The 19,013-nt window shown below is 43.1% G+C and carries 16 protein-coding genes and 2 other annotated features; of the genes, 1 reads left to right on the top strand and 15 read right to left on the bottom strand.

All coding sequences use genetic code 11. The annotated features are described in order from the left end of the window. Position 1 precedes the first annotated feature (1 nt). The 13 genes from H7968_RS06400 to dapF form a co-directional block, all read right to left on the bottom strand. Entirely contained in the window at positions 2–2,818 is a 2,817-nt protein-coding gene (locus H7968_RS06400) for a 2-oxoglutarate dehydrogenase E1 component (RefSeq protein WP_227395378.1), read from the bottom strand. Between the two features lie 182 nt (positions 2,819–3,000). Continuing rightward, positions 3,001–4,419 carry a sensor histidine kinase gene (locus H7968_RS06395; protein ID WP_227395377.1) on the bottom strand — a complete coding sequence of 473 codons (1,419 nt, stop codon included), beginning with the start codon at positions 4,417–4,419 and terminating at the stop codon, positions 3,001–3,003. Further along, positions 4,416–5,084, bottom strand: a complete 669-nt coding sequence (locus tag H7968_RS06390) for a response regulator transcription factor (RefSeq protein WP_227395376.1) — start codon at positions 5,082–5,084, stop codon at positions 4,416–4,418. Before H7968_RS06390 ends, H7968_RS06395 begins: the two co-directional genes overlap by 4 nt. A gap of 370 nt (positions 5,085–5,454) precedes the next feature. Beyond that, positions 5,455–6,243, bottom strand: coding sequence for a tryptophan synthase subunit alpha (gene trpA, locus H7968_RS06385; protein WP_227395375.1), 789 nt, complete (start codon positions 6,241–6,243; stop codon positions 5,455–5,457). After that, positions 6,243–7,442 carry a tryptophan synthase subunit beta gene (trpB, locus tag H7968_RS06380; protein WP_227395374.1) on the bottom strand — a complete coding sequence of 400 codons (1,200 nt, stop codon included), beginning with the start codon at positions 7,440–7,442 and terminating at the stop codon, positions 6,243–6,245. The genes trpA and trpB overlap by 1 nt, the downstream gene beginning before the upstream one ends. Further along, a complete protein-coding gene (locus H7968_RS06375) occupies positions 7,439–8,056 on the bottom strand; it encodes a phosphoribosylanthranilate isomerase (protein WP_227395373.1) in 618 nt (205 codons plus the stop codon). The genes trpB and H7968_RS06375 overlap by 4 nt, the downstream gene beginning before the upstream one ends. After that, the gene (gene trpC / locus H7968_RS06370) at positions 8,053–8,826 is read right to left on the bottom strand and encodes an indole-3-glycerol phosphate synthase TrpC (protein ID WP_227395372.1); all 774 of its coding nucleotides are present in this window, start codon (positions 8,824–8,826) and stop codon (positions 8,053–8,055) included. Before trpC ends, H7968_RS06375 begins: the two co-directional genes overlap by 4 nt. Continuing rightward, positions 8,823–9,845, bottom strand: coding sequence for an anthranilate phosphoribosyltransferase (trpD, locus tag H7968_RS06365; RefSeq protein ID WP_227395371.1), 1,023 nt, complete (start codon positions 9,843–9,845; stop codon positions 8,823–8,825). The genes trpC and trpD overlap by 4 nt, the downstream gene beginning before the upstream one ends. A gap of 14 nt (positions 9,846–9,859) precedes the next feature. Then, on the bottom strand, positions 9,860–10,432 hold the full coding sequence (locus H7968_RS06360; protein WP_227395370.1) for an anthranilate synthase component II: 573 nt from the start codon (positions 10,430–10,432) through the stop codon (positions 9,860–9,862). Then, the gene (gene trpE / locus H7968_RS06355) at positions 10,429–11,832 is read right to left on the bottom strand and encodes an anthranilate synthase component I (RefSeq protein ID WP_227395369.1); all 1,404 of its coding nucleotides are present in this window, start codon (positions 11,830–11,832) and stop codon (positions 10,429–10,431) included. Before trpE ends, H7968_RS06360 begins: the two co-directional genes overlap by 4 nt. 55 nt (positions 11,833–11,887) lie before the next feature. After that, positions 11,888–12,104: a binding site (T-box leader), on the bottom strand. Positions 12,105–12,140: 36 nt separating this feature from the next. Further along, positions 12,141–12,371: a binding site (T-box leader), on the bottom strand. A gap of 50 nt (positions 12,372–12,421) precedes the next feature. Beyond that, positions 12,422–13,912: an FAD-dependent oxidoreductase gene (locus H7968_RS06350; protein ID WP_227395368.1), complete on the bottom strand. Its 1,491-nt coding sequence runs from the start codon at positions 13,910–13,912 to the stop codon at positions 12,422–12,424. Positions 13,913–13,974: 62 nt separating this feature from the next. Then, positions 13,975–14,685: a TMEM164-related integral membrane acyltransferase gene (locus H7968_RS06345; RefSeq protein ID WP_227395367.1), complete on the bottom strand. Its 711-nt coding sequence runs from the start codon at positions 14,683–14,685 to the stop codon at positions 13,975–13,977. Positions 14,686–14,737: 52 nt separating this feature from the next. Then, positions 14,738–15,736 (bottom strand): diaminopimelate epimerase, encoded by a 999-nt coding sequence (gene dapF, locus H7968_RS06340; protein WP_227395366.1) that lies wholly within the window; start codon positions 15,734–15,736, stop codon positions 14,738–14,740. Positions 15,737–15,861: 125 nt separating this feature from the next. Here dapF and H7968_RS06335 point away from each other — a divergent pair, with 125 nt between their 5' ends. Continuing rightward, positions 15,862–16,149 (top strand): hypothetical protein, encoded by a 288-nt coding sequence (locus H7968_RS06335; protein WP_227395365.1) that lies wholly within the window; start codon positions 15,862–15,864, stop codon positions 16,147–16,149. On the opposite strand, the gene H7968_RS06330 is transcribed toward H7968_RS06335, so the two are convergent. Together H7968_RS06330 and H7968_RS06325 are read right to left on the bottom strand one after the other, a co-directional pair. Next, complete coding sequence (locus tag H7968_RS06330; protein ID WP_227395364.1) at positions 16,146–17,408, bottom strand: EAL and HDOD domain-containing protein; 1,263 nt, start codon at positions 17,406–17,408, stop codon at positions 16,146–16,148. The genes H7968_RS06335 and H7968_RS06330 overlap by 4 nt on opposite strands. Positions 17,409–17,582: 174 nt before the next feature. Further along, positions 17,583–18,875 carry an NCS2 family permease gene (locus H7968_RS06325; RefSeq protein ID WP_227395363.1) on the bottom strand — a complete coding sequence of 431 codons (1,293 nt, stop codon included), beginning with the start codon at positions 18,873–18,875 and terminating at the stop codon, positions 17,583–17,585. Positions 18,876–19,013: the final 138 nt, after the last annotated feature.

The following is a 19,013-nucleotide window of genomic DNA, read 5'->3' as shown; positions in this document are numbered from 1 at the left end:
TCTATTCTTTCCCTTTGACTACGGATTGTTCTAATATTCTTTCCTGCTCTTTTTTATGAACGGTAGGGTCTCCCTCAGCCGGACTGCTTCGGCGTCTTCTTCCAATATAATCGACTTTGACGCCTTCCGGTGCGAGCTCTAAAAGTCTTGGTTCAACAAATGTCCATGCACCCATGTTTTTAGGCTCTTCCTGTACCCAGACAACTTCCTTCAGGTTAGGATATCGACTGAAGATCTCTCTTACTTCCTGCATCGGGAAAGGATAAATCTCTTCGATACGGACCAGGTGCAGCCAGTCATTGTTTTCTTCTTTTTCAGCACGTTCAAGCAGATCGATGCCAACTTTTCCAGCTGATAGAACAATACGCTCTACCTGATCAGTCTCTTTACCGAGCTCCGGATGCTCAATCAGCGGTCTGAAGCCGCCTTCGGTAAACTCTTCAACACCTCTCGAAACGAGTGGATGTCTTAAGAGACTTTTCGGTGTCATAATGATGAGCGGTCTGACTTCCTCTTTTTTCAGAATCGCGGCCTGTCTTCTTAAAATGTGGAAGTACTGTGCAGAACTTGTCAGATTTGCGACCGTCCAGTTATTTTCAGCAGCAAGTGTAAGGAATCGCTCCATACGGGCTGATGAATGCTCCGGACCTTGTCCTTCATAACCATGTGGAAGAAGCATGACAAGACCTGACTTCTGTCCCCATTTCGCACGGCTTGAAGAAACAAACTGATCAAACATAACCTGCGCCATATTGGCAAAGTCACCATATTGTGCTTCCCAGAGCACAAGCGTCTCTTTCGAAAAGACATTATAACCATATTCAAATCCTACTACTGCAGCCTCTGTCAGAGGACTGTTATAAACGCAGAAGGAAGCATTTGCATCTTTGATATGATGAAGCGGCGTGTATTCTTCACCCGTTTTTTCATCATGAAGGACAAGGTGACGGTGAGCGAAAGTTCCGCGCTGGGAATCCTGTCCACTGAGTCTGATTGGTGTACCATCCTGCAGGATCGCACCAAAGGCCAGTGTCTCAGCGTGAGCCCAGTCTACTTTTCCGTCTTTTTCAAATGGGTCCTGTCGTCGCTGAAGGATTTTTTCAAGCTTCTTAAATACATTAAAACCTTCAGGGTATGAAAGTAAGTCCTGATTCATGGCAGTCAGACGATCAAGCTCAACGCCTGTTGAAAAATCATGAAGCGAACTTGTCACATCTTCCGGCGGTTCCATTGAAATATCGCGCTCTTTGTCTGATTTCGGCACCGAATCATATGCTTTCTGAAGGTGAGCCATGTGGTCTTCCCTCATTTTTTGCGCCTCTTCAGCTGACAGCGTTTTATTTCCTACAAGCTTATCCTCATAAAGCTTACGTACGTTATCATGGTTTTTGATATACGTATACATATCAGGGTTCGTTACCATCGGCTCATCCATTTCGTTATGGCCAAAACGGCGGTAACCGATCAGATCAATGACAAAATCTTTGCTGAACGTCGCACGGTATTCGCTCGCCATGATGGCTGCTGCCAGACAGGCTTCCGGATCATCTGCGTTGACGTGAAGAATGGGCACTTCAAATCCTTTTGCCGTATCAGAAGCATACTGTGTCGAACGTGAGTCAAATGATTCTGTTGTAAATCCGATCATATTGTTGGCAATCACGTGGATGGATCCGCCGGTATGGTAGCCGCGCAGCTGGCTCATGTTCAGTGTTTCTGCTACAACGCCCTGACCCGGGAAGGCTGCATCACCGTGAATCATAATCGCCAGTGAGGATTCCGTTTTAATATCCGGAATACCCGCTTCAGAACGGTTTTCCTGAGCCGCTCTTGTATAGCCGGCTACGATCGGGCTGATAACCTCAAGGTGACTTGGGTTATTTGCAAGTGTAATGCGTGTTTTTGCTTCGTTTTTAGCCAGGTTCCGGTCTGCACCTAAGTGATACTTCACATCACCAGTCCAGCCATATGTAATCCCGATTGATCCTTCAGACGGGATCAGATCTTTACTTGGTGAGTGCTGAAATTCTGCAAAGATCATTTCATACGGTTTTTCAAGCACGTGTGCCAGTACGTTCAGACGTCCACGGTGAGCCATTCCGATATTAATCGAACGGGCACCTTTTTCTACGGTCGATTGAATAATTTCATCAAGTAATGGAACCATCGCATCAAGACCTTCGATAGAGAAACGTTTCTGACCTACAAACGTTTTATGAACAAAGTTTTCAAACCCTTCAACCTGAACGAGACGGTTTAAGATTTCTTTCTTTTTGTCATCCGTTATTGAAGCATCCAGTGAACCGGATTCAATGTAGTTTTTCAGCCACTTCTTTTCCTCGCGGTCATGAACATGAGCATACTCAAACGCAATGGTGCGCGTGTACATTTTCTTTAAATACTCAATGGCTTCATATCCATTTGTCACTTCATCAGTCGAATTTTCGATTAAAATATCGACAGGGATTTTTTCAAGATCTGCTTTTGTCAGTCCGTAAGTTTCAAGTTCAATTCTTTCTGTGTCTTTTTTCTTGTCATGGAGCGGATTAATATCTGCTGCAAGGTGTCCGTATGCACGAATGCTGTCGGCCAGTTGAACCGCTGCAATCACCTTGCTGTAATCAGTTCCTTCGATGTTGACTTCTGCTTTCTGATTCCCAGACTTATAAGGGGAACCATTTTCCTTAAAATATTGCTGCAGTTCTTCATCAACCGATGACGGATCTTCAAGATAAAGATCATACATCTCCATCATATAGCCAAGGTTTGGCCCTGAAAAACTTAATAAAGATGAGTCCTGCTCCGCCTGTTTTCTCATTTTGAAAACCTCCAACGTCTTGGACATTTCTGAAATGTATAAATTTACAGAAATGCTATGTAAATATAGTTTTATAAATCACTAAAACGCTTACAGAGCCATTTTATCACTGTAAAGGACTGAGATAAAGCGTTTCGATGAATTTTTTTAAAAATTGTGAGTGTAAAAAAGTGAATAGTAATTCACTCTTTTACACCCTGTCCTTCTGTATAGATTGGAAATTCCATCCTGACTTTTGTGCCTTCTGGTGAACTGGTGATCCCTACACCGACCTTATACATGTCTAAAAGGCGCTTGGCAATAGACAGCCCAAGACCGTTGCCGCCGGCTTCACGGCTTCTTGATTTGTCGACACGGTAAAACCTGTCGAAAATGTGCGGAAGGTGTTCAGCTGGTATTCCTTCACCATAATCAGTAATGATCATTTCATACCTATTGTTTTGTTTTCTGCCTGATAATTCGACAGGTGCGTCATCAGGAGAGTATTTCAAAGCATTGTCTATGAAGATAATAAGTACCTGCTCTAAATGCTCTTTTTCTATTCCGATCGGAGCGTCTTCGGCCTGACATGTAATGCTGCGATCTGGATAGATCGATTTCATTTTCGTACATACAGTCTGAATGATGTCTGCAGGGTTGACCTGAACTGGATGTTCTCTTACCATGTCGCGGTCTGCTTTAGATAACAGCAGAAGATCATTGACGAGTTTTTTAATTCTTTCGAGCTCTTGAAGAGAAATTGATAACGATTCTTCAAGCACTTCAGGGTCTTTCTTTCCCCATCTCTGAATCAGGGCAAGATGACCTTCGATAATTTGCAGCGGGGTTCTCATTTCATGTGAAGCATCCTCCGCGAATTGACGCTGCTTCAGAAAGTTTTTTTCCAGCTCCTGCATCATATCGTTAAAGATTTCAATCAAACCGCCAACCTCATCCTGCACTTCAGGCATCAACAGTTGATTTTGAAAACCTTCCTGCTGTGTTTTTTTCATCGTTTTACCGAGTTCAGTAACGGGCTGAATAAACTTCCCTGATAAAAAATAGGCGGCAACTGTACTGAATAACAGAGCTCCGAGTCCTAAAATAACTGATAAAACGATCATATAGCTCACCATGGAATTGTAGGAGTCAAGAGGATGAATAACATAAATATAGCCATTGAACCCCTGTGATTCGACAGGGAAGGCAGCAAATAATATGTTACGTCCTTCAATTCGCTCTTCTGAAAGAACGGGTTCCGACACAGGCATAAATGGCACTGAAATCTCTGCCTCTCCACGACGCTGCAACGTAAACAACTCATAGCCATCAGCATTGTAAAATGTAATGATCTGACCCTGATCATAGATCTGCTGTGCAAGCTCCCTGCTGTCTTCTACATCATTCATGGTAATAACGGGGCTTCTGCTCTGATAAAACCGTTCAAGATCAGCAACCACTGAGCGTACCGAATTTTCTTCCTCCTGCAGCATCCACTGACTCATCGCAAATATCAAGATGATACTGAAGATGGAAAATGATAAAAAAATTGATGCGCCAGCTGAAAAAGTCCATTTCCACCTGATGGATAAATGAAGCCATTTTTCTTTTAATTTTTTCATGATCGGATCACATACCCTGTTCCACGGACTGTTTTAATATAAGAGGAAGAGTTTGCAGGATCCAGCTTATTTCGGAGATGGCGAATATAAACATCTACTACATTGGTCTCTACTTCTGCATCAAAACCCCAGACCTTTTCAAGAATCCGGTCACGTGTCAAAACGATATCTTTATTCTCAAGGAGCATTTTCAGAAGGTCAAATTCACGTTTGGTTAAAGTCAATTCTTTGTTTCCTTTTGTTACCTTATAAGATACAGGGTTTACCTGTATATCTTTGTGTGACAGGAATTCACCCTCAGTCGGTGTCAGTCTCCTGAGTAACGCCCGCATTCTGGCAAGCAGTTCTTCAATGGCGAAAGGTTTGACAATATAGTCATCTGCCCCACTGTCAAGACCTGATACTCTGTCCATCACTCCATCCTTTGCAGTAATCATTATGATAGGTAAATCTTTAGACTGTCTTATTCTGCGGCATATCTCCATACCGCTTAAGGATGGAAGCATTAAATCCAGGAGAATCAAATCAAATTCTTCAGTCAGCGCAAGATTTAGTCCATCCCGCCCATCATATTCAACCGTAACATTGTATCCTTCATATTTAAGCTCCAGCTCTATAAAGCGTGCCAGATTTTTCTCGTCTTCAATCAGCAGGATTCTAGTCAATGTGGGTCACCTCTGTCATGCTCTTTTTATCTATTTTACCTGATTCACAAAAGTAAAACCGGTTTCCATTATAGAAACCGGTTTTTTAGGTTGCAAAATATAAATACCGGGCTGAGGGGAATCCTACGCTTTCTGTGTCCAGCTCCGTCGGGGCCGGTCCAGTTTGTACGTCCCTAAACGCCCGTCTTCGCTTTTCTGAGGCCGGGAGGTGAACCCGCTGCGCTCGCGCATCGGTTTCACCTGTCCCTTTGCCATAGGAGTCTGCGGATGCCCCTCTGCCCTTTGTGTATGCATTTCAGTTTGCTTTTTCATTTATCATAATTGGAATAGCCGTACCAAGCTTTTGCTTTACTCTACAGGCTGACTTATCCTAAATCACAGACGGTTGTGTTGCTGCGTGGATGAGTTCTCTTATTTTAGATTGTTCTCCTTTGTTCTGGAGGTCGACGATTTTACTTCCGACGATGACGCCGTCGCCGAGTGAAGCAACTTGTGCAACCTGTTCAGGAGAGGAGATTCCGAAACCGGCTAATACCGGTACCGGGCTGTGCTTTTTTAGCTTTTGGATAAATCCTTCAAGCTGATCACTGATGGTCGCACGTTCGCCGGTGATGCCAGTAACAGAAACGGCGTAGACGAAGCCTTCAGACAGCTTGGCCAATTTTTCGATTCGCTGATCCGGGCTCATTAATGTCACCAGCTGAATGAGTGCAAGGTCCGTTTTCTTAATGTGCGTTTCAATGAGCGCGTACTGTTCTAAAGGTAAATCCGGAATAATCAGACCCGAAACGCCTGCCGCTTCAATGTCTTCGAATACCTTCCCAAGACCATATTTAAATAAAGGATTAATATACGTCATCAGTACGATTGGAACAGTTATATCATCTTTTATTTCTTTTAAAACGCTCAGGATTTTAGGAAGTGTGGTACCGCTTTTTAATGCGCGCTTTCCGGCCTCCTGAATCGTAGGTCCATCGGCCACAGGGTCTGAAAATGGAATGCCGAGCTCGATAACTGTCGCATTGGATTCCTGTAAATAAAGCAGCTGATCTTTCAGGTCACTTAACGATGGATCTCCAGCCATGATATACGGAACAAACGCTTTTGCTCCACGTGCGTTTACCTGTTCGATTGCTTCCTGAATCGCGATTTTTCCCATTATTCTCTCTCCTCCAAAGCAGCCTTCACTGTATTGACGTCCTTATCTCCGCGTCCTGAAAGACAAACAACAATAATGTCTTCGGGGTTACCCGCTTTTGCAGACTCCACTGCGTAGTGAATCGCGTGTGCTGTTTCCAGTGCAGGAATAATTCCTTCTGTTCGGCTCATCAGCTGCAGTGCATCAAGCGCTTCATCATCTGTTACAGATGTATAGTGAACGCGCTTCGTTTCATGCAGATAGCTGTGCTCAGGTCCGACACCCGGATAATCCAAACCGGCTGAAATGGAGTGCGCCTCCTGGATCTGCCCATCATCATTTTGCAGCAGGTACATAAGTGAGCCGTGTAAAACACCGACATCTCCTGCCGTTAAAGTTGCTGCGTGTTTGCCTGAATGAATACCGGATCCAGCCGCTTCCACACCGGTTAATTTCACTTCTGAATCGTTAATAAACGGGTGGAAAATTCCCATCGCATTACTTCCACCGCCGATACAAGCAATAATTTCATCAGGAAGACGCCCTTCTTTTACAAGGATCTGCTTCTTCGTTTCCTTCCCAATCACACTCTGGAAATCACGTACCATCTGAGGGAATGGATGAGGTCCGAGAACTGAACCAATAATATAATGGGTGTCTTCAACATTGGTTACCCAGTATCTCATCGCTTCGTTAACTGCATCCTTTAATGTACCACTTCCCTGAGAGACACTTTCAACCCGTGCACCAAGCAGTTCCATTCTAAAGACATTCAGCTGCTGTCTTCTGATGTCCTCTTCACCCATATAAATCACACAATCCAGGTTCAGCAGCGCACAGACCGTGGCGGTTGCAACACCGTGCTGGCCGGCGCCTGTTTCAGCGACAATTTTCTTCTTTCCCATTCTGATCGCAAGCAGGGCCTGACCAATCGTATTGTTGATTTTGTGAGCACCCGTATGGTTCAGATCTTCACGCTTAAAATAGATTTTGGATCCGCCTATTTTTTTCGTTAAATTTCCAGCATAATAAAGCGGATTTTCACGTCCGATATAGTCTTTTAAATAATGTTCCAGAAGTTTATGAAATTCAGGATCATTTTGCGCTTCTTTGTATGCTTCTTCAAGTTCGAGAACGGCTCTCATAAGTGTTTCCGGAACAAATCGTCCTCCAAATTGACCGAACTGACCGTTAATATCAGGCTGTGCGTAAGTTGTCATATCATTTCACTCCCGGTTTGTTTAGCGTTTTTTACAAACTGCTTCATTTTTTGATGATTTTTTTTACCATTTGTCTCTACACCACTGGATACGTCTACACCGGCAGGCTTCACTTCATTGATTGCAAGCTGAACGTTCTCAGGTGTCAGTCCGCCTGCAAGGATCAGCTGATCATGCCGGTCGTTGGTATTCAAATAATTCCAGTCAAAGGAATGTCCGCTTCCTCCGCGATATGCGGTTCCCGGTGCGTCAGCTAAAGCATGGTAAACATCAAATTTTTTAAACTGTAAAACATCCTCTTCGGAGTGGATGCTGACAGCTTTTATAACAGGTTTCTTCATTTGTCGGCAAAATTCAGGTGATTCATCTCCATGAAGCTGGATGAGATCAATCCCGGCAAGACGGATCGCATCATCAATCTCAGATACTTCCGGATTGACGAATACACCAACCTTTTTTACGTATGAAGGGACGTTTTCGCTTATTTTTCCGGCCTGTTCAAACGTAATTCTTCTTTTACTATCAGCAAAAACAAACCCAAGATAATCTGCCCCTGCTTCAACCGCTGCTGTAACATCTTCTTTATTCATAAGCCCGCAAATTTTTACGATCATGTCTGATCTCCGTTTAACGGAACCTGTAAAGACGATAAGAGATTGCCGGTGTCAGCTGCTTTCATCAGAGATTCCCCAACCAGTACGGCATTCGCTCCCGCACGAGCCGCTCTCTTTGCATCTTCTTCAGTAAAAATGCCGCTTTCGCTTATAAATGATACGTTCTGATCCTTCATAATGGCCCCTAGACGTTCACTGATTCCAAGATCTACTTCAAACGTCTTCAGATTCCGGTTGTTGACTCCGATAAATTCAGCCCCGGCACGGATTGCACGTTCGAGTTCCTCCTCATCATGAACTTCCACCAGCACATTCAGATCCAGCGATTTTGCATAAGCATGAAGTCTCGATAATTGTTCATCTGACAGTGCAGCAACGATCAGCAGGATAATGGATGCACCTGCCTCAGCAGCCCTTAAGATCTGGCGTTCATCAATCATAAAGTCTTTACAAAGAACAGGAATCGAAACAGCAGCTGATACGGCCCTCAGATCCTCGATGGACCCTTTAAAAAACGCTTCATCGGTCAAAACCGAAATGGCACTTGCTCCAAACTGCTCGTAAATTTTAGCCTGTTTAACCGGATCAATATCAGGATTAATCAATCCTTTAGATGGAGATGCCCGTTTGATTTCAGCAATAACACCAAGGTGACGACCTTTCAGAAATGTCAGTGGGAGCGGCTTTTTGATGACACCTGTAAAATCATGATCTGCCAGTGCTGCAACTTCTTCTTTTTTCTTCTCTATAATCTGATCTAATATGGTCATCTGACTGTCTCCTTTTGACGGCTGTATTCAACAAGGGCTTCCAGTTTTTTAAGCGCTTCTTTAGAGTCAATACTTGTTCGCGCAAGTTTTATTCCTTCGATCACACTTGAAGCTTTGCCTGAGGCAAAAATCGCTATCCCGGCATTGAGAACCACTGTTTCTTTAAACGGTGATTGCTCTCCGTTTAAGACAGACAGCAGAATTGCCGCATTGTCTTTTGCGTCTCCACCTTTGATTTTTTCGTTCGGCACAACTTCCATGCCAATTTCTTCAGGGTGAAGTGTGAAAGATGTGATTTTTCCACCCTCCAGTAACGTCAGATGATTCGTTCCGGCAAGAGAGGCTTCATCAAGGTGACCGGCACCGTTTAAAACAACTCCGCGTCTGCGGCCGGATTGCTTCATCGCTTCAGCCATTGTTTGAAGCATATCTCTTCTGTAGATGCCAATCAGCTGGGTATCCAGTTCAACCGGGTTTGTTAACGGGCCAATCAGGTTGAAGATGGTTGGAACACCGAGCTCTTTTCTTGCTTTCATGACGTTTTTAATACCGGCGTGGACAAATGGTGCAAAGAGAAACGTAATTTGCTGTTCTTCAAGTAATGTTTTCGTATCCTCTTTTGTCAGATCGAGACGTACACCAAGATGCTCTAAAACATCAGCACTGCCTGTTTTACTTGAAATACTGCGATTGCCATGTTTGGCTACCGGGATTCCTGCACCCGCGATGACAAAAGCTGCACAGGTACTGATATTGAAGCTTTGAGAGCCATCACCACCGGTTCCGCAATTATCCATAATTTGCTGAGCAGAAGTATCATAACGTCCGGCTATTTCCCTGACGACTGACACGAGTCCTGTGATCTCATCTGCTGTTTCACCTTTTCGCTTCAGCTCAAGCAGAAATTGTTTAATTTCCTCCTGTGATGTGTCCTCATTAAATAGTTTTTCGCTTGCTCTTCTCATTTGTTCAACTGTTAAATGCTGATCTCTCTCAACTAATCTAATAAACTCTCTCATCTCAGCTCTCTCCTTTAAATAGCGTTTAACAATGTCAGGCAATTTCTAAGCATCTGCTTCCCTGTCAGTGTTCCAATTGATTCCGGGTGAAATTGCAGCCCGATCATTGGATGCTCGCGGTGTTTGACCGCCATAATCTCTTCATCTCCGCCGGAAACCGCTTTGACCTCAAGCTCCTCCGGTAACGAGTTCTTATCAATCACAAGTGAGTGATATCTCATGACTGACAGGTCCTCCTCTTCACCAAACAGATTTGGATCATCGTGAATAAGGACGGATTCCTTTCCGTGTAAAATATGTTCGGCACGAATGATTTCTGCACCAAATGCTGCACCTATTGCCTGATGTCCGAGGCAAATGCCGATGATCGGGATGTCTTTTTTAAAGGTTTGAATCACTTCTATACATTTTCCCGCATCAGCCGGATGTCCCGGACCTGGTGATAACACAATGACATCCGGTTGTTCCTGTCTCAGCTCTTCTATGGTAAATTGATCGTTCCTGACGACCTTTACCGTGTCAAACTCACTTAAATATTGGTAGAAATTATACGTAAATGAATCATAATTATCAATTAAATAGATCATGCGCCTACCTCCAGGAGAGATTTTGCTTTATTAATCGTTTCCTGATACTCACTTTCAGGATCCGAATCATACACAATTCCCGCACCTGCCTGCACATAGGCTTTTTGATCTTTAATGACCATCGTTCTGATGGCTAAAGCAAAATCCAGATTTCCGTCGAAGCTGATATAGCCTGCTGCGCCTGCATACACGCCGCGCTTCACTGTCTCCATCTCATTGATCAGCTGCATGGCTCTGATCTTTGGCGCACCGGATACCGTTCCTGCAGGCAGTGTGGCAATCAGCGCTTCAAGCGGGGAAATTCCTTTTAGAAGCGTGCCTTTCACTTCTGATACGATATGCATCACGAACTGATATTTCTCAATCACCATATATTTAGGAAGTGTAATTGATCCAATTTCACAAACACGTCCAAGGTCATTTCTTCCAAGGTCAACAAGCATTTTGTGTTCAGCCTGCTCCTTGATGTCATTCAGCAGTTCTTCTGCAAGCGCCTGATCTTCTTCAGGTGTTTTCCCCCGCTTCCTCGTTCCTGCGATCGGGTTAGTCGTTACATCATTTCCTTTAACTTTAATCAGACTTTCTGGAGAGGCCCCGAGAATCAGATAATCTTCAAAATCGATATAAAACATATAGGGAGAAGGATTTTCTTTTCTCAAGTGTCTGTAAAACGTTAATGGCGAACCGGTAAAAGGGGCTGTTAGCCTTTGGGAAAGAACAATTTGAAAAATATCACCGTTTCGGATATATTCCTTTGCCTTTTCAACATTCTCTTTAAACTTCTCTTTTTCAATATTCGATTCGTACTGTAAAACGCCGGTTAAATCGGACTGCGGCGTAATGGCACTGTAATCAAACAACTGCTTTTCCAGCTCATCAAGTCTCAGGTTCAGTTCTTCAGGCGAAGCCTTCTGCGCCGGGTCGAAAGTAAACAGCGTCACTTCATGGCGTTTATGATCGTACATCACTATCGTCTCGTAAAACATTAAATGTATGTCAGGCATTTTCAGTTCATCTTCCGGTGTAAAACCGATTTCTTCATAAGCGGAAATCGTATCATAGCCGATATAGCCAATTCCGCCACCCGGCAATAAAAATGTATCCGGAACAAGCTCTTTATAAGAATTGATGACTTCTTTTAACTTTTCAAGCGGTTTAACCTTTTCAATTTTTACTTCATTTGATTGATAATCCTTCATTTCAGTCTCGCTGCCTGACCCTTTCAATTCCATAAAGGGATTTGCAGCTATAAATGAATATCTTCCGGACTCCTCATATTTCAATGAACTTTCCAGCAGACATTTCTTATTGCCTTTGATCGTCTGGAAGATGGAAATAGGTGTCAGGGAATCCCCGTCTATTTTCCTGAGTCCGATTGTTTTTTGCTCTACTCTGCTCATCTCAAACACCCCGTTTTCAAATAATAAAAAACTCCGTACAGAACAATATGTCTGTACGGAGGACGGACATATATCCGCGGTGCCACCTCTTATTGAAACAGCCTGTGCTGCTTCCTCTTATACATGCGCTAACGGGCATAAACCGGATCATCCTACTTCATGTTCAGATGTCGACTCACAGGTCCATTCAACAGCGCCACAGTCCTGCTTTCACCAGCCGCAGGCTCTCTAAACTGTGCTTACTGTTTACTACTCCTGATCAATGTCCAACTATTTGAAGGTACAAAAAAGGGCCTTCCTGTCCTGTAAAAAAGGACGGGAGACCCGTGGTACCACCTTTGTTGATTTCAAAAGAAATCCGCTCATTGCGGAACAATTCTGTTTCCGCCACCATGTATCGCTGGTGAAACGCCGGTTCCTACTGCAATTTCAGACCGGTGCTCAGGAGTCCATTCACACTTTTGCTTTACCGGTTCACACCATCCACCGGCTCTCTAAAAAAGCAATCAAGTATTACTACTCTCCTTCAGTGCATTAAATGATTAATGTTGCTATTCATAATAGTATGATTTTATTTGCTTGTCAACCGTTATTGAATTAATTTCCTGCCTGAGATGGAGTGAAAGCAGTGATATCCACTGACTGAGACCCCGATGGTGCCACCACCAGGAAAAATTGAATCTCCGCATAACCATAAGTTTTTCACCGGCGTCCGGTGGGAAAGGCTCAGAAAAAGAGAATGTGTACGGGTTTGCGGGAAACCTCCCACCATTCCGGACGGTCTGAATGTGAATCGTTCCCATGCCCTTGGTGCACCAGGGTATAATTCTATCAGTGCCTCCCGAATCCACGGATAATAGTATTGAATGAGTGACATCATCTTATCCGTATACAATTCTTTGTTTCTGTCATACTGCTCCTTCGTTTCCCATTGACTCAAATCGATATGAGTACTCACCGTCATCGTGCGGCTGCCGTCAGGTGCACGAAGCGTATCACCTTTCTCGGAGATGGATAAAAATAAATGACTGCCCTCATCATGACTCACGGAACCCGGTTCAGAGAGCTGTTGAAATAAAGGAAAATTTTCAGGAATCTGATCATCCTTCAATGACAAATACAGCGTCATGGTACCCCATGTTTTCTCACCAGACTTCCGTTTTACCGGTAAGGAAAGCTGGTTATATATTTCATCCTCTAATATCGAAGGCAGCGACTGGACAGGTGTATTACAGATTACATGGTCTGCGATCCTGACTTTTCCCCGGTGGTCTGTCACTTCAAGCTTTCCGTTCTGTTTCTTAATATTCAGTACTCTTCTGCCCAATATCATTTCCGCACCGTTTTTTTGAGCCGCTTTTACAAGAAGATGAGCAAACTGATACAGGCCGCCTTTAACATAATAGGCTCCCTCATGGTAAATATCGAGCGCAAGCGCACCCATCAATAGTGCACAATCCTTACTTGTCGTCTGCATACTGTCGATCAGCTGACCGTCTATAAAGCTGATAAATCCTTTACAGGAATGAAGGGAATGTTTGCGTAATAAAGAATAAACCGTTTTTAAAAACCCTGGTGTCAGCTTTACGTGTTCCGGCTTTAATGCGCCTGCAAGTTCAATGGTTTCCCTGATCGACCTAAGCGGTAAAGCAGGAAGCTTCTTCATGAGGAGTCTGATACGTGCCGCGATATCGTATATGTCCTGATAAAAAGATTGAATTTGTATCGCATAATCCGGGAACTGCTTTTGCAGCTCGTTAACGTGTTTCGTCCGATCAGCATGGAAGGTAAGTGTCCGCTCACCGTTTCTGATTTTCATGACTTCGTCGAGCTTCACGGCTTCAGCCTTCAAGCCTAAGTGACGGAAGATCCTTTCATGAATGCCTCCCTCCTCGAGTCCCATACCGAGAGTAGCGCCTGAAGCAAATAAGTAATCCCCGCGTTCAAACTTACCGGCACATCCTCCCCACTCTCTGGAGGCTTCGAGAACCGTCACCCGGTATCCGTCCTGCGCAAGAAGCGCACCAGCTGTCAGACCACCGATACCTCCACCTACAACAATGATTTTTCCCTTTGCCAAATACGCTCCTCCTCCCTTACTAAATCGTAAGGCGAAACACCCTCTGTTTCAATTTTGAGTATTCACCTGTCTCTCAAAGAAATCATCTTTGACCCAATAAACCAGGTCAGGGTGAAAAGTAAAACAGCAAGAAGCTCCAGAGAAAGGATGTAAAATACGCCTTTACCTAAAAATGACAGAACAGTATTAGACACCGGTGGACCCTGTAAAAAGAAATAGTTTCCTCCCGTTATACGGTTGACCAGTGCAATGCAGGCAGCTGTTATATTAAGGAGGATAAACGCAATCCAGATGGACCTTGGAGGCAGCTCATATTGATCTCTTGCTAACAGGAAAACAGCTGATAATGGTATGGCAATATGCTGAATAAAAAACTTAAAGAAAAAGTAGTGAGGGAATGAATAAATCAGATCCGGTGTGATCAGTGCAAACAATGGTGGAAAGAACGCAATATAGAAGTAAAAGTAAAAAAGTGAGGTGTTTCTTTTAAGCAGCAGGAAAATGCCGAAAAAAGTACTGAAGGAGCAAAGCTGAAACGGCAGGTAATTTGAAGCTCTCCAGATGCCTGCAGAAACAGCCCAAATTTGATAGGAAAGCTCTGACAAGATAAAAATGACGATAAAAACATTTGTGTAAAACTTTTTGGATCTATCTGAAAAAGGCCTCAGAAATATTTTGAGGCCTGATATTAAAGCAATAAGAAACAGGGCAAGCACGACCATGTGTTCAAATGAGAAAAGAATAAATCTTTCATCAGGTACAGCCTGAAACATCATTATTCCTCCTCTTCTTTTTTGATCACATACAAAGCGATTTAAGCCCTTCTTACATTTTTAATTTTAATTCCGGCAGTTTCTTTAATACAGACGAGCGTGATGCTTCAGCCATCTCGGCATATCTTCCGTTTTCATCCGTTTCAGTAATACCGATTACCTTCACTCCGCCATTTTCCTGTAGTTCCACTTCTGCGATGTGACTGAACGTGGCATTCCCAATCAGGTTAATATGGGTATACTGCTCTTCCTTTTTGTTCACAATACAGCGTACCTGACCGCCGTCGTTATAAATGGTCACAGGCTCACCAGCTTGACATTCATTAAGCAGAACCTGTACGAGACTTGAGGATGACATAGCTGTTCCGCAGGCATTTGTAAATCCTACTCCACGCTCATAGGTCCGAACGAAAAATTCTCCATCATCCATTTTCACAACAAAGCTTACATTTACGCCGTCAGTAAACCATGGGTTATCCTGATTAAATGTAGAAGCGAGCTTTTCCTGTAAATCGCCATTGATCGTTTCAGTATCAGTAACGGTAATCAAATGAGGATTAGGGACTGCAACGGCAGTGAAAGTCAGTTCAGTTCCCCATTCCGGGACCTTCTCATTGATAAGGCTGTCTTGATTGAGCTCAAGAGGTAATGATTCCAGGTTGAACAGGACTGGTGAAATCTCAACTGAATAAGTAGGAACATCGTGCGAAAGAGGTTTTTCTTTTTGTACATGCAGTGTCGCTTTCATCGTTTCCACATCAAATGATTCAATACCGTCTCTCTCCGCAATATACCGCGCAGCACATCTTAAGCCGTTTCCACACATAGATGCTTCAGATCCATCGCTATTAAATACTCTCATTTTCGTGTGTGCCTGTTGACTATCAGACATATAAAGAATGCCATCTGCGCCAATTGAATGCTTTCTCTCACATAATGTAACGGCCCATGATTCTCTGAGATCGTCAGTTAACGGGAATGATAATGTTGTTTCGTCTATGATAATAAAATCATTTAATGATCCATGGGATTTCACAAGTTTTATCAGCATATTGATACTCCTTTATTACTTTCGTTATGCTATTAACAATGCCATATTTTAATGGAAGCCGCAATCTTCTATTAGTGGGTTTCTACCATCAGATCAATGGAATTTTGTTATGGAGGAGAATCAAAATGGATCAGGAGCACGCGAGGTTTCGCTTTCATGTATGTAAAGTGGTGAAAATTGAAGAAGATGGATATGTCATAACTGTACAAGTGAAAATAACAGATCCATCAAAAAAGATTCATTTTGACGGACCTGTTCTGGTTGAAATGAACGCAATCGGCATTTTCCCTCGACCTTCAGATATTGCCAATGCGACACCCTTCAAAGGAATCAGAGGGAAACTTGGAGCTGAATTAAAACGCTACATCAAAATCCAGAAAAAATTTATTCCGGAGCTGGCTGAAGACGATTAATCGCTTTGATATTCTTCCTGATACAGCAGACTTTCACTCATCAGCTGATTTGTCCAGGCACAGGCTTCTTCATAAAATAAACCGATAACACTCTCTTCAAGATGAAGTTTGTTGCTGTAAAAAAGAGCTTCATTCCATTTACCACGTTCTAAAGCTTTAACAAGATTCAAGGTACTGTTAAATTCATTTTCCATTCCGTTCAGTGCCTCAACAATCTCATCGAGGAGCGGCAGGTCTTTCAGGATTTTGTTCATAGGAAGATTTAAAATGGAATCCATCAATGAAAACAATCCTGTTAAGAAAAAGGCCGATGACCGGTGTGAGCCATGTATTCTGCTACCTATCAATTCACACAGTTTAGCCCTTGTTAATGAAAGTTTAACGGTTTCATTAGACAGCGGGTTGCTCTCGCCAACCTGTTCACGAAGTGCAAGCACATAGATCCACCGCTGAATTTCAAGTAAACCCAGCAGCACGATGGCCTGTCTGACAGAATAGATTTTGTTAGCGGGTCTGAAAGCAGGTGAATTGATCAACTTTAAAAGCTTATAAGATAATGAAAGGTCCTGTTCAATAATCTGGGAAATCTTTTCGATATTCGGTTCAGTATGCGCAAGGTCCTTAAGAAGACTGTAATAAGATAAAAGAGACGGCGGTACATCGTAGGAAGACAGCGTCACGGGACGACTGAAGAAATATCCCTGAAACAGAGTATACCCGGCTTTCCGGGCCTCTTCGTACTCTTCGCGTGTCTCGATTTTTTCAGCCAGCAGCTGCTTGTGCAGATGTTCTGCCATCACTTCTATACGATAGCGTTCAGCACGTGTTGTAGATAAAAAGTCAACCTTAATAAAGTCACACAAATAAAGAAGCTCTTTTGCGTGAACATTATTATGATCCAGCACAAAATCATCAAGGGCGATTTTATATCCCTGCAACTTCAATGCTCTGCAAATTTTAGTTATTTCTTTACTCGGTGTTACGGTTTCAAGAACTTCTACAATAACGTCTCTCGGATGAAAATACTCCGGAAGTTTTTGCATTAAAAGATTTTCTGTAAAATTAATAAAGCACGGTTTTCCTCCTGTTAAAGAATCCATGCCGATATTCATTAAACTGTTAATGATCACTTCAGCAGTCGCCTGATCCCCATTAATATTCGGATACATCCCGCTCTTGCTGTTACGATACAGAAGCTCATATCCGTATACTTCCTCGGTGTCAGTGAAAATCGGCTGTCTGGCTACGAAAACTTCCATCCGCTCACCCTCAATACTTTTAAGTTATTATATTCCTTATAATACCAAGATTTGAGTCTAAAGTATATGTTTTTCGGCTGTAAAAGTGTGATAAAAAGCATATTTGGTTTTTCTGAAATAAAAAAAGCCTGATCAAAGACCTGGCACGAGCCAATCCTTTGATCAGGCGATTCATTAAAGAAAAGGAATAAAATGAACAACAAAATATAATAAGAACAGGATCGAGATAATAAGCAGCGGCATGCTGACTTCTCTCCATTTGCCCGTCATGAATTTTAAGAACGGATACATAATAAAACCAATTGCAATCCCATCTGCAATGCTATACGTAAACGGAATCATCACGATCAGTAAAATAGCAGGTACAGATTCAGTAAAATCATCCAATTTCATATGACGCATCTGCTGGATCATCAGGATTCCGATAATAATTAAAATCGGTGCGATCGCATGGTCTGGTATATATCCCATATACGGAATAAATGCTGCAGATACGATAAACAGAACGCCGGTTGTCAGCGATGTCAGCCCAGTTCTTCCACCGGCAGCCATAGCAGCCGTGGACTCAACCGTTGAAACCGTCGGGCTGGATCCGATCAGACCGGAGCTGAATGCTGAAATGGCATTTGCCCTCAGTGCACCCTCATATTTTTCAGGTTTTTTGATAAACGATACGTGTCCGTGAACCAGACCGATGTTTTCAAAAACCAATACCATCGTTAACGAGAAAACGCCAATCCAAAACGGAATCTCAAGCCAGCTGTCAAATGACATTTGGAACCATACAATGGAATCCGCTGTCAAGGCTTGATTGGAAGCATTTTCGGGAACGATGGAAAAGACAAAAGAAAGAATAGTTCCCGTTAAAATGGTCCATAAAAAGTGACCGGGTACGTTCTTAACGAACAGGATCAAAGCCACCAGTAATGTTATAATCGTTGCCAGCGCTTCCGGTTCATTGAAATGTCCGATGGCTAATAGTGCATTATTTCCCTGTGTAATGAGTGATCCTTTCTCAAGACCAATCATTAACAGGAAAAAGCCGAGTCCTACTGTAATCGCATCCTTCAGAATCTGTGGAATAGCCGTGTTTAATACATCAGACAGCTTTGTGAAGGCCACAATGATGAACAGCAGTCCGGATACCGTTACAATGGCTAATGCTTCCTGCCAGGTAAAGCCCATGGCGTTCACAAGGGTATATGTGAACATCGCGTTGATTCCCATTCCCGGAACAAGAATAATCGGCGCATTTCCGATAAAGGCCATTAAAATACAACCGAGCGCACTTACTGCAATCGTTGCAATCACGGCACCTTCAAATGGCATTCCTGATTCGGATAAAATGAGTGCGTTAACGGCTACAATATAAACGATTGTAAAGAAGCCGACAACGCCAGCAGATACCTCCTTTTTCACAGTCGTATCATGCTGGTCTAACTTAAAAATTCCTCCTGTACTTTTCATATAAAAGCCTGCCTTTGCAAGCGCCCTCTCCCTACCCGCTCATACCGGAAACCGGCGAGCCACAAGTGTTAAGTATACGAAAAACTAAAGGTCTTGTCATTAATTTTAATGTATTTAACGCAAAAAAACGCGAGTATC

The sequence above is a fragment of the Jeotgalibacillus aurantiacus genome (genome assembly GCF_020595125.1).
In the GTDB taxonomy this organism is placed as follows: domain Bacteria; phylum Bacillota; class Bacilli; order Bacillales; family Jeotgalibacillaceae; genus Jeotgalibacillus; species Jeotgalibacillus aurantiacus.
Note: the sequence above shows the minus strand (reverse complement) of the source record. Positions and strands in the feature narration are given on the sequence as shown.

What these genes read in the sequence shown, in the direction of transcription:
- H7968_RS06400 (WP_227395378.1), bottom strand. Translation starts at nt 2,818, where the DNA reads ATGAGAAAACAGGCGGAGCAGGACTCATCTTTATTAAGTTTTTCAGGG.
- H7968_RS06395 (WP_227395377.1), bottom strand. Translation starts at nt 4,419, where the DNA reads ATGAAAAAATTAAAAGAAAAATGGCTTCATTTATCCATCAGGTGGAAA.
- trpA (WP_227395375.1), bottom strand. Translation starts at nt 6,243, where the DNA reads ATGGGAAAAATCGCGATTCAGGAAGCAATCGAACAGGTAAACGCACGT.
- trpB (WP_227395374.1), bottom strand. Translation starts at nt 7,442, where the DNA reads ATGACAACTTACGCACAGCCTGATATTAACGGTCAGTTCGGTCAATTT.
- H7968_RS06375 (WP_227395373.1), bottom strand. Translation starts at nt 8,056, where the DNA reads ATGATCGTAAAAATTTGCGGGCTTATGAATAAAGAAGATGTTACAGCA.
- trpC (WP_227395372.1), bottom strand. Translation starts at nt 8,826, where the DNA reads ATGACCATATTAGATCAGATTATAGAGAAGAAAAAAGAAGAAGTTGCA.
- trpD (WP_227395371.1), bottom strand. Translation starts at nt 9,845, where the DNA reads ATGAGAGAGTTTATTAGATTAGTTGAGAGAGATCAGCATTTAACAGTT.
- H7968_RS06360 (WP_227395370.1), bottom strand. Translation starts at nt 10,432, where the DNA reads ATGATCTATTTAATTGATAATTATGATTCATTTACGTATAATTTCTAC.
- trpE (WP_227395369.1), bottom strand. Translation starts at nt 11,832, where the DNA reads ATGAGCAGAGTAGAGCAAAAAACAATCGGACTCAGGAAAATAGACGGG.
- H7968_RS06345 (WP_227395367.1), bottom strand. Translation starts at nt 14,685, where the DNA reads ATGTTTCAGGCTGTACCTGATGAAAGATTTATTCTTTTCTCATTTGAA.
- dapF (WP_227395366.1), bottom strand. Translation starts at nt 15,736, where the DNA reads ATGCTGATAAAACTTGTGAAATCCCATGGATCATTAAATGATTTTATT.
- H7968_RS06335 (WP_227395365.1), top strand. Translation starts at nt 15,862, where the DNA reads ATGGATCAGGAGCACGCGAGGTTTCGCTTTCATGTATGTAAAGTGGTG.
- H7968_RS06330 (WP_227395364.1), bottom strand. Translation starts at nt 17,408, where the DNA reads ATGGAAGTTTTCGTAGCCAGACAGCCGATTTTCACTGACACCGAGGAA.
- H7968_RS06325 (WP_227395363.1), bottom strand. Translation starts at nt 18,875, where the DNA reads ATGAAAAGTACAGGAGGAATTTTTAAGTTAGACCAGCATGATACGACT.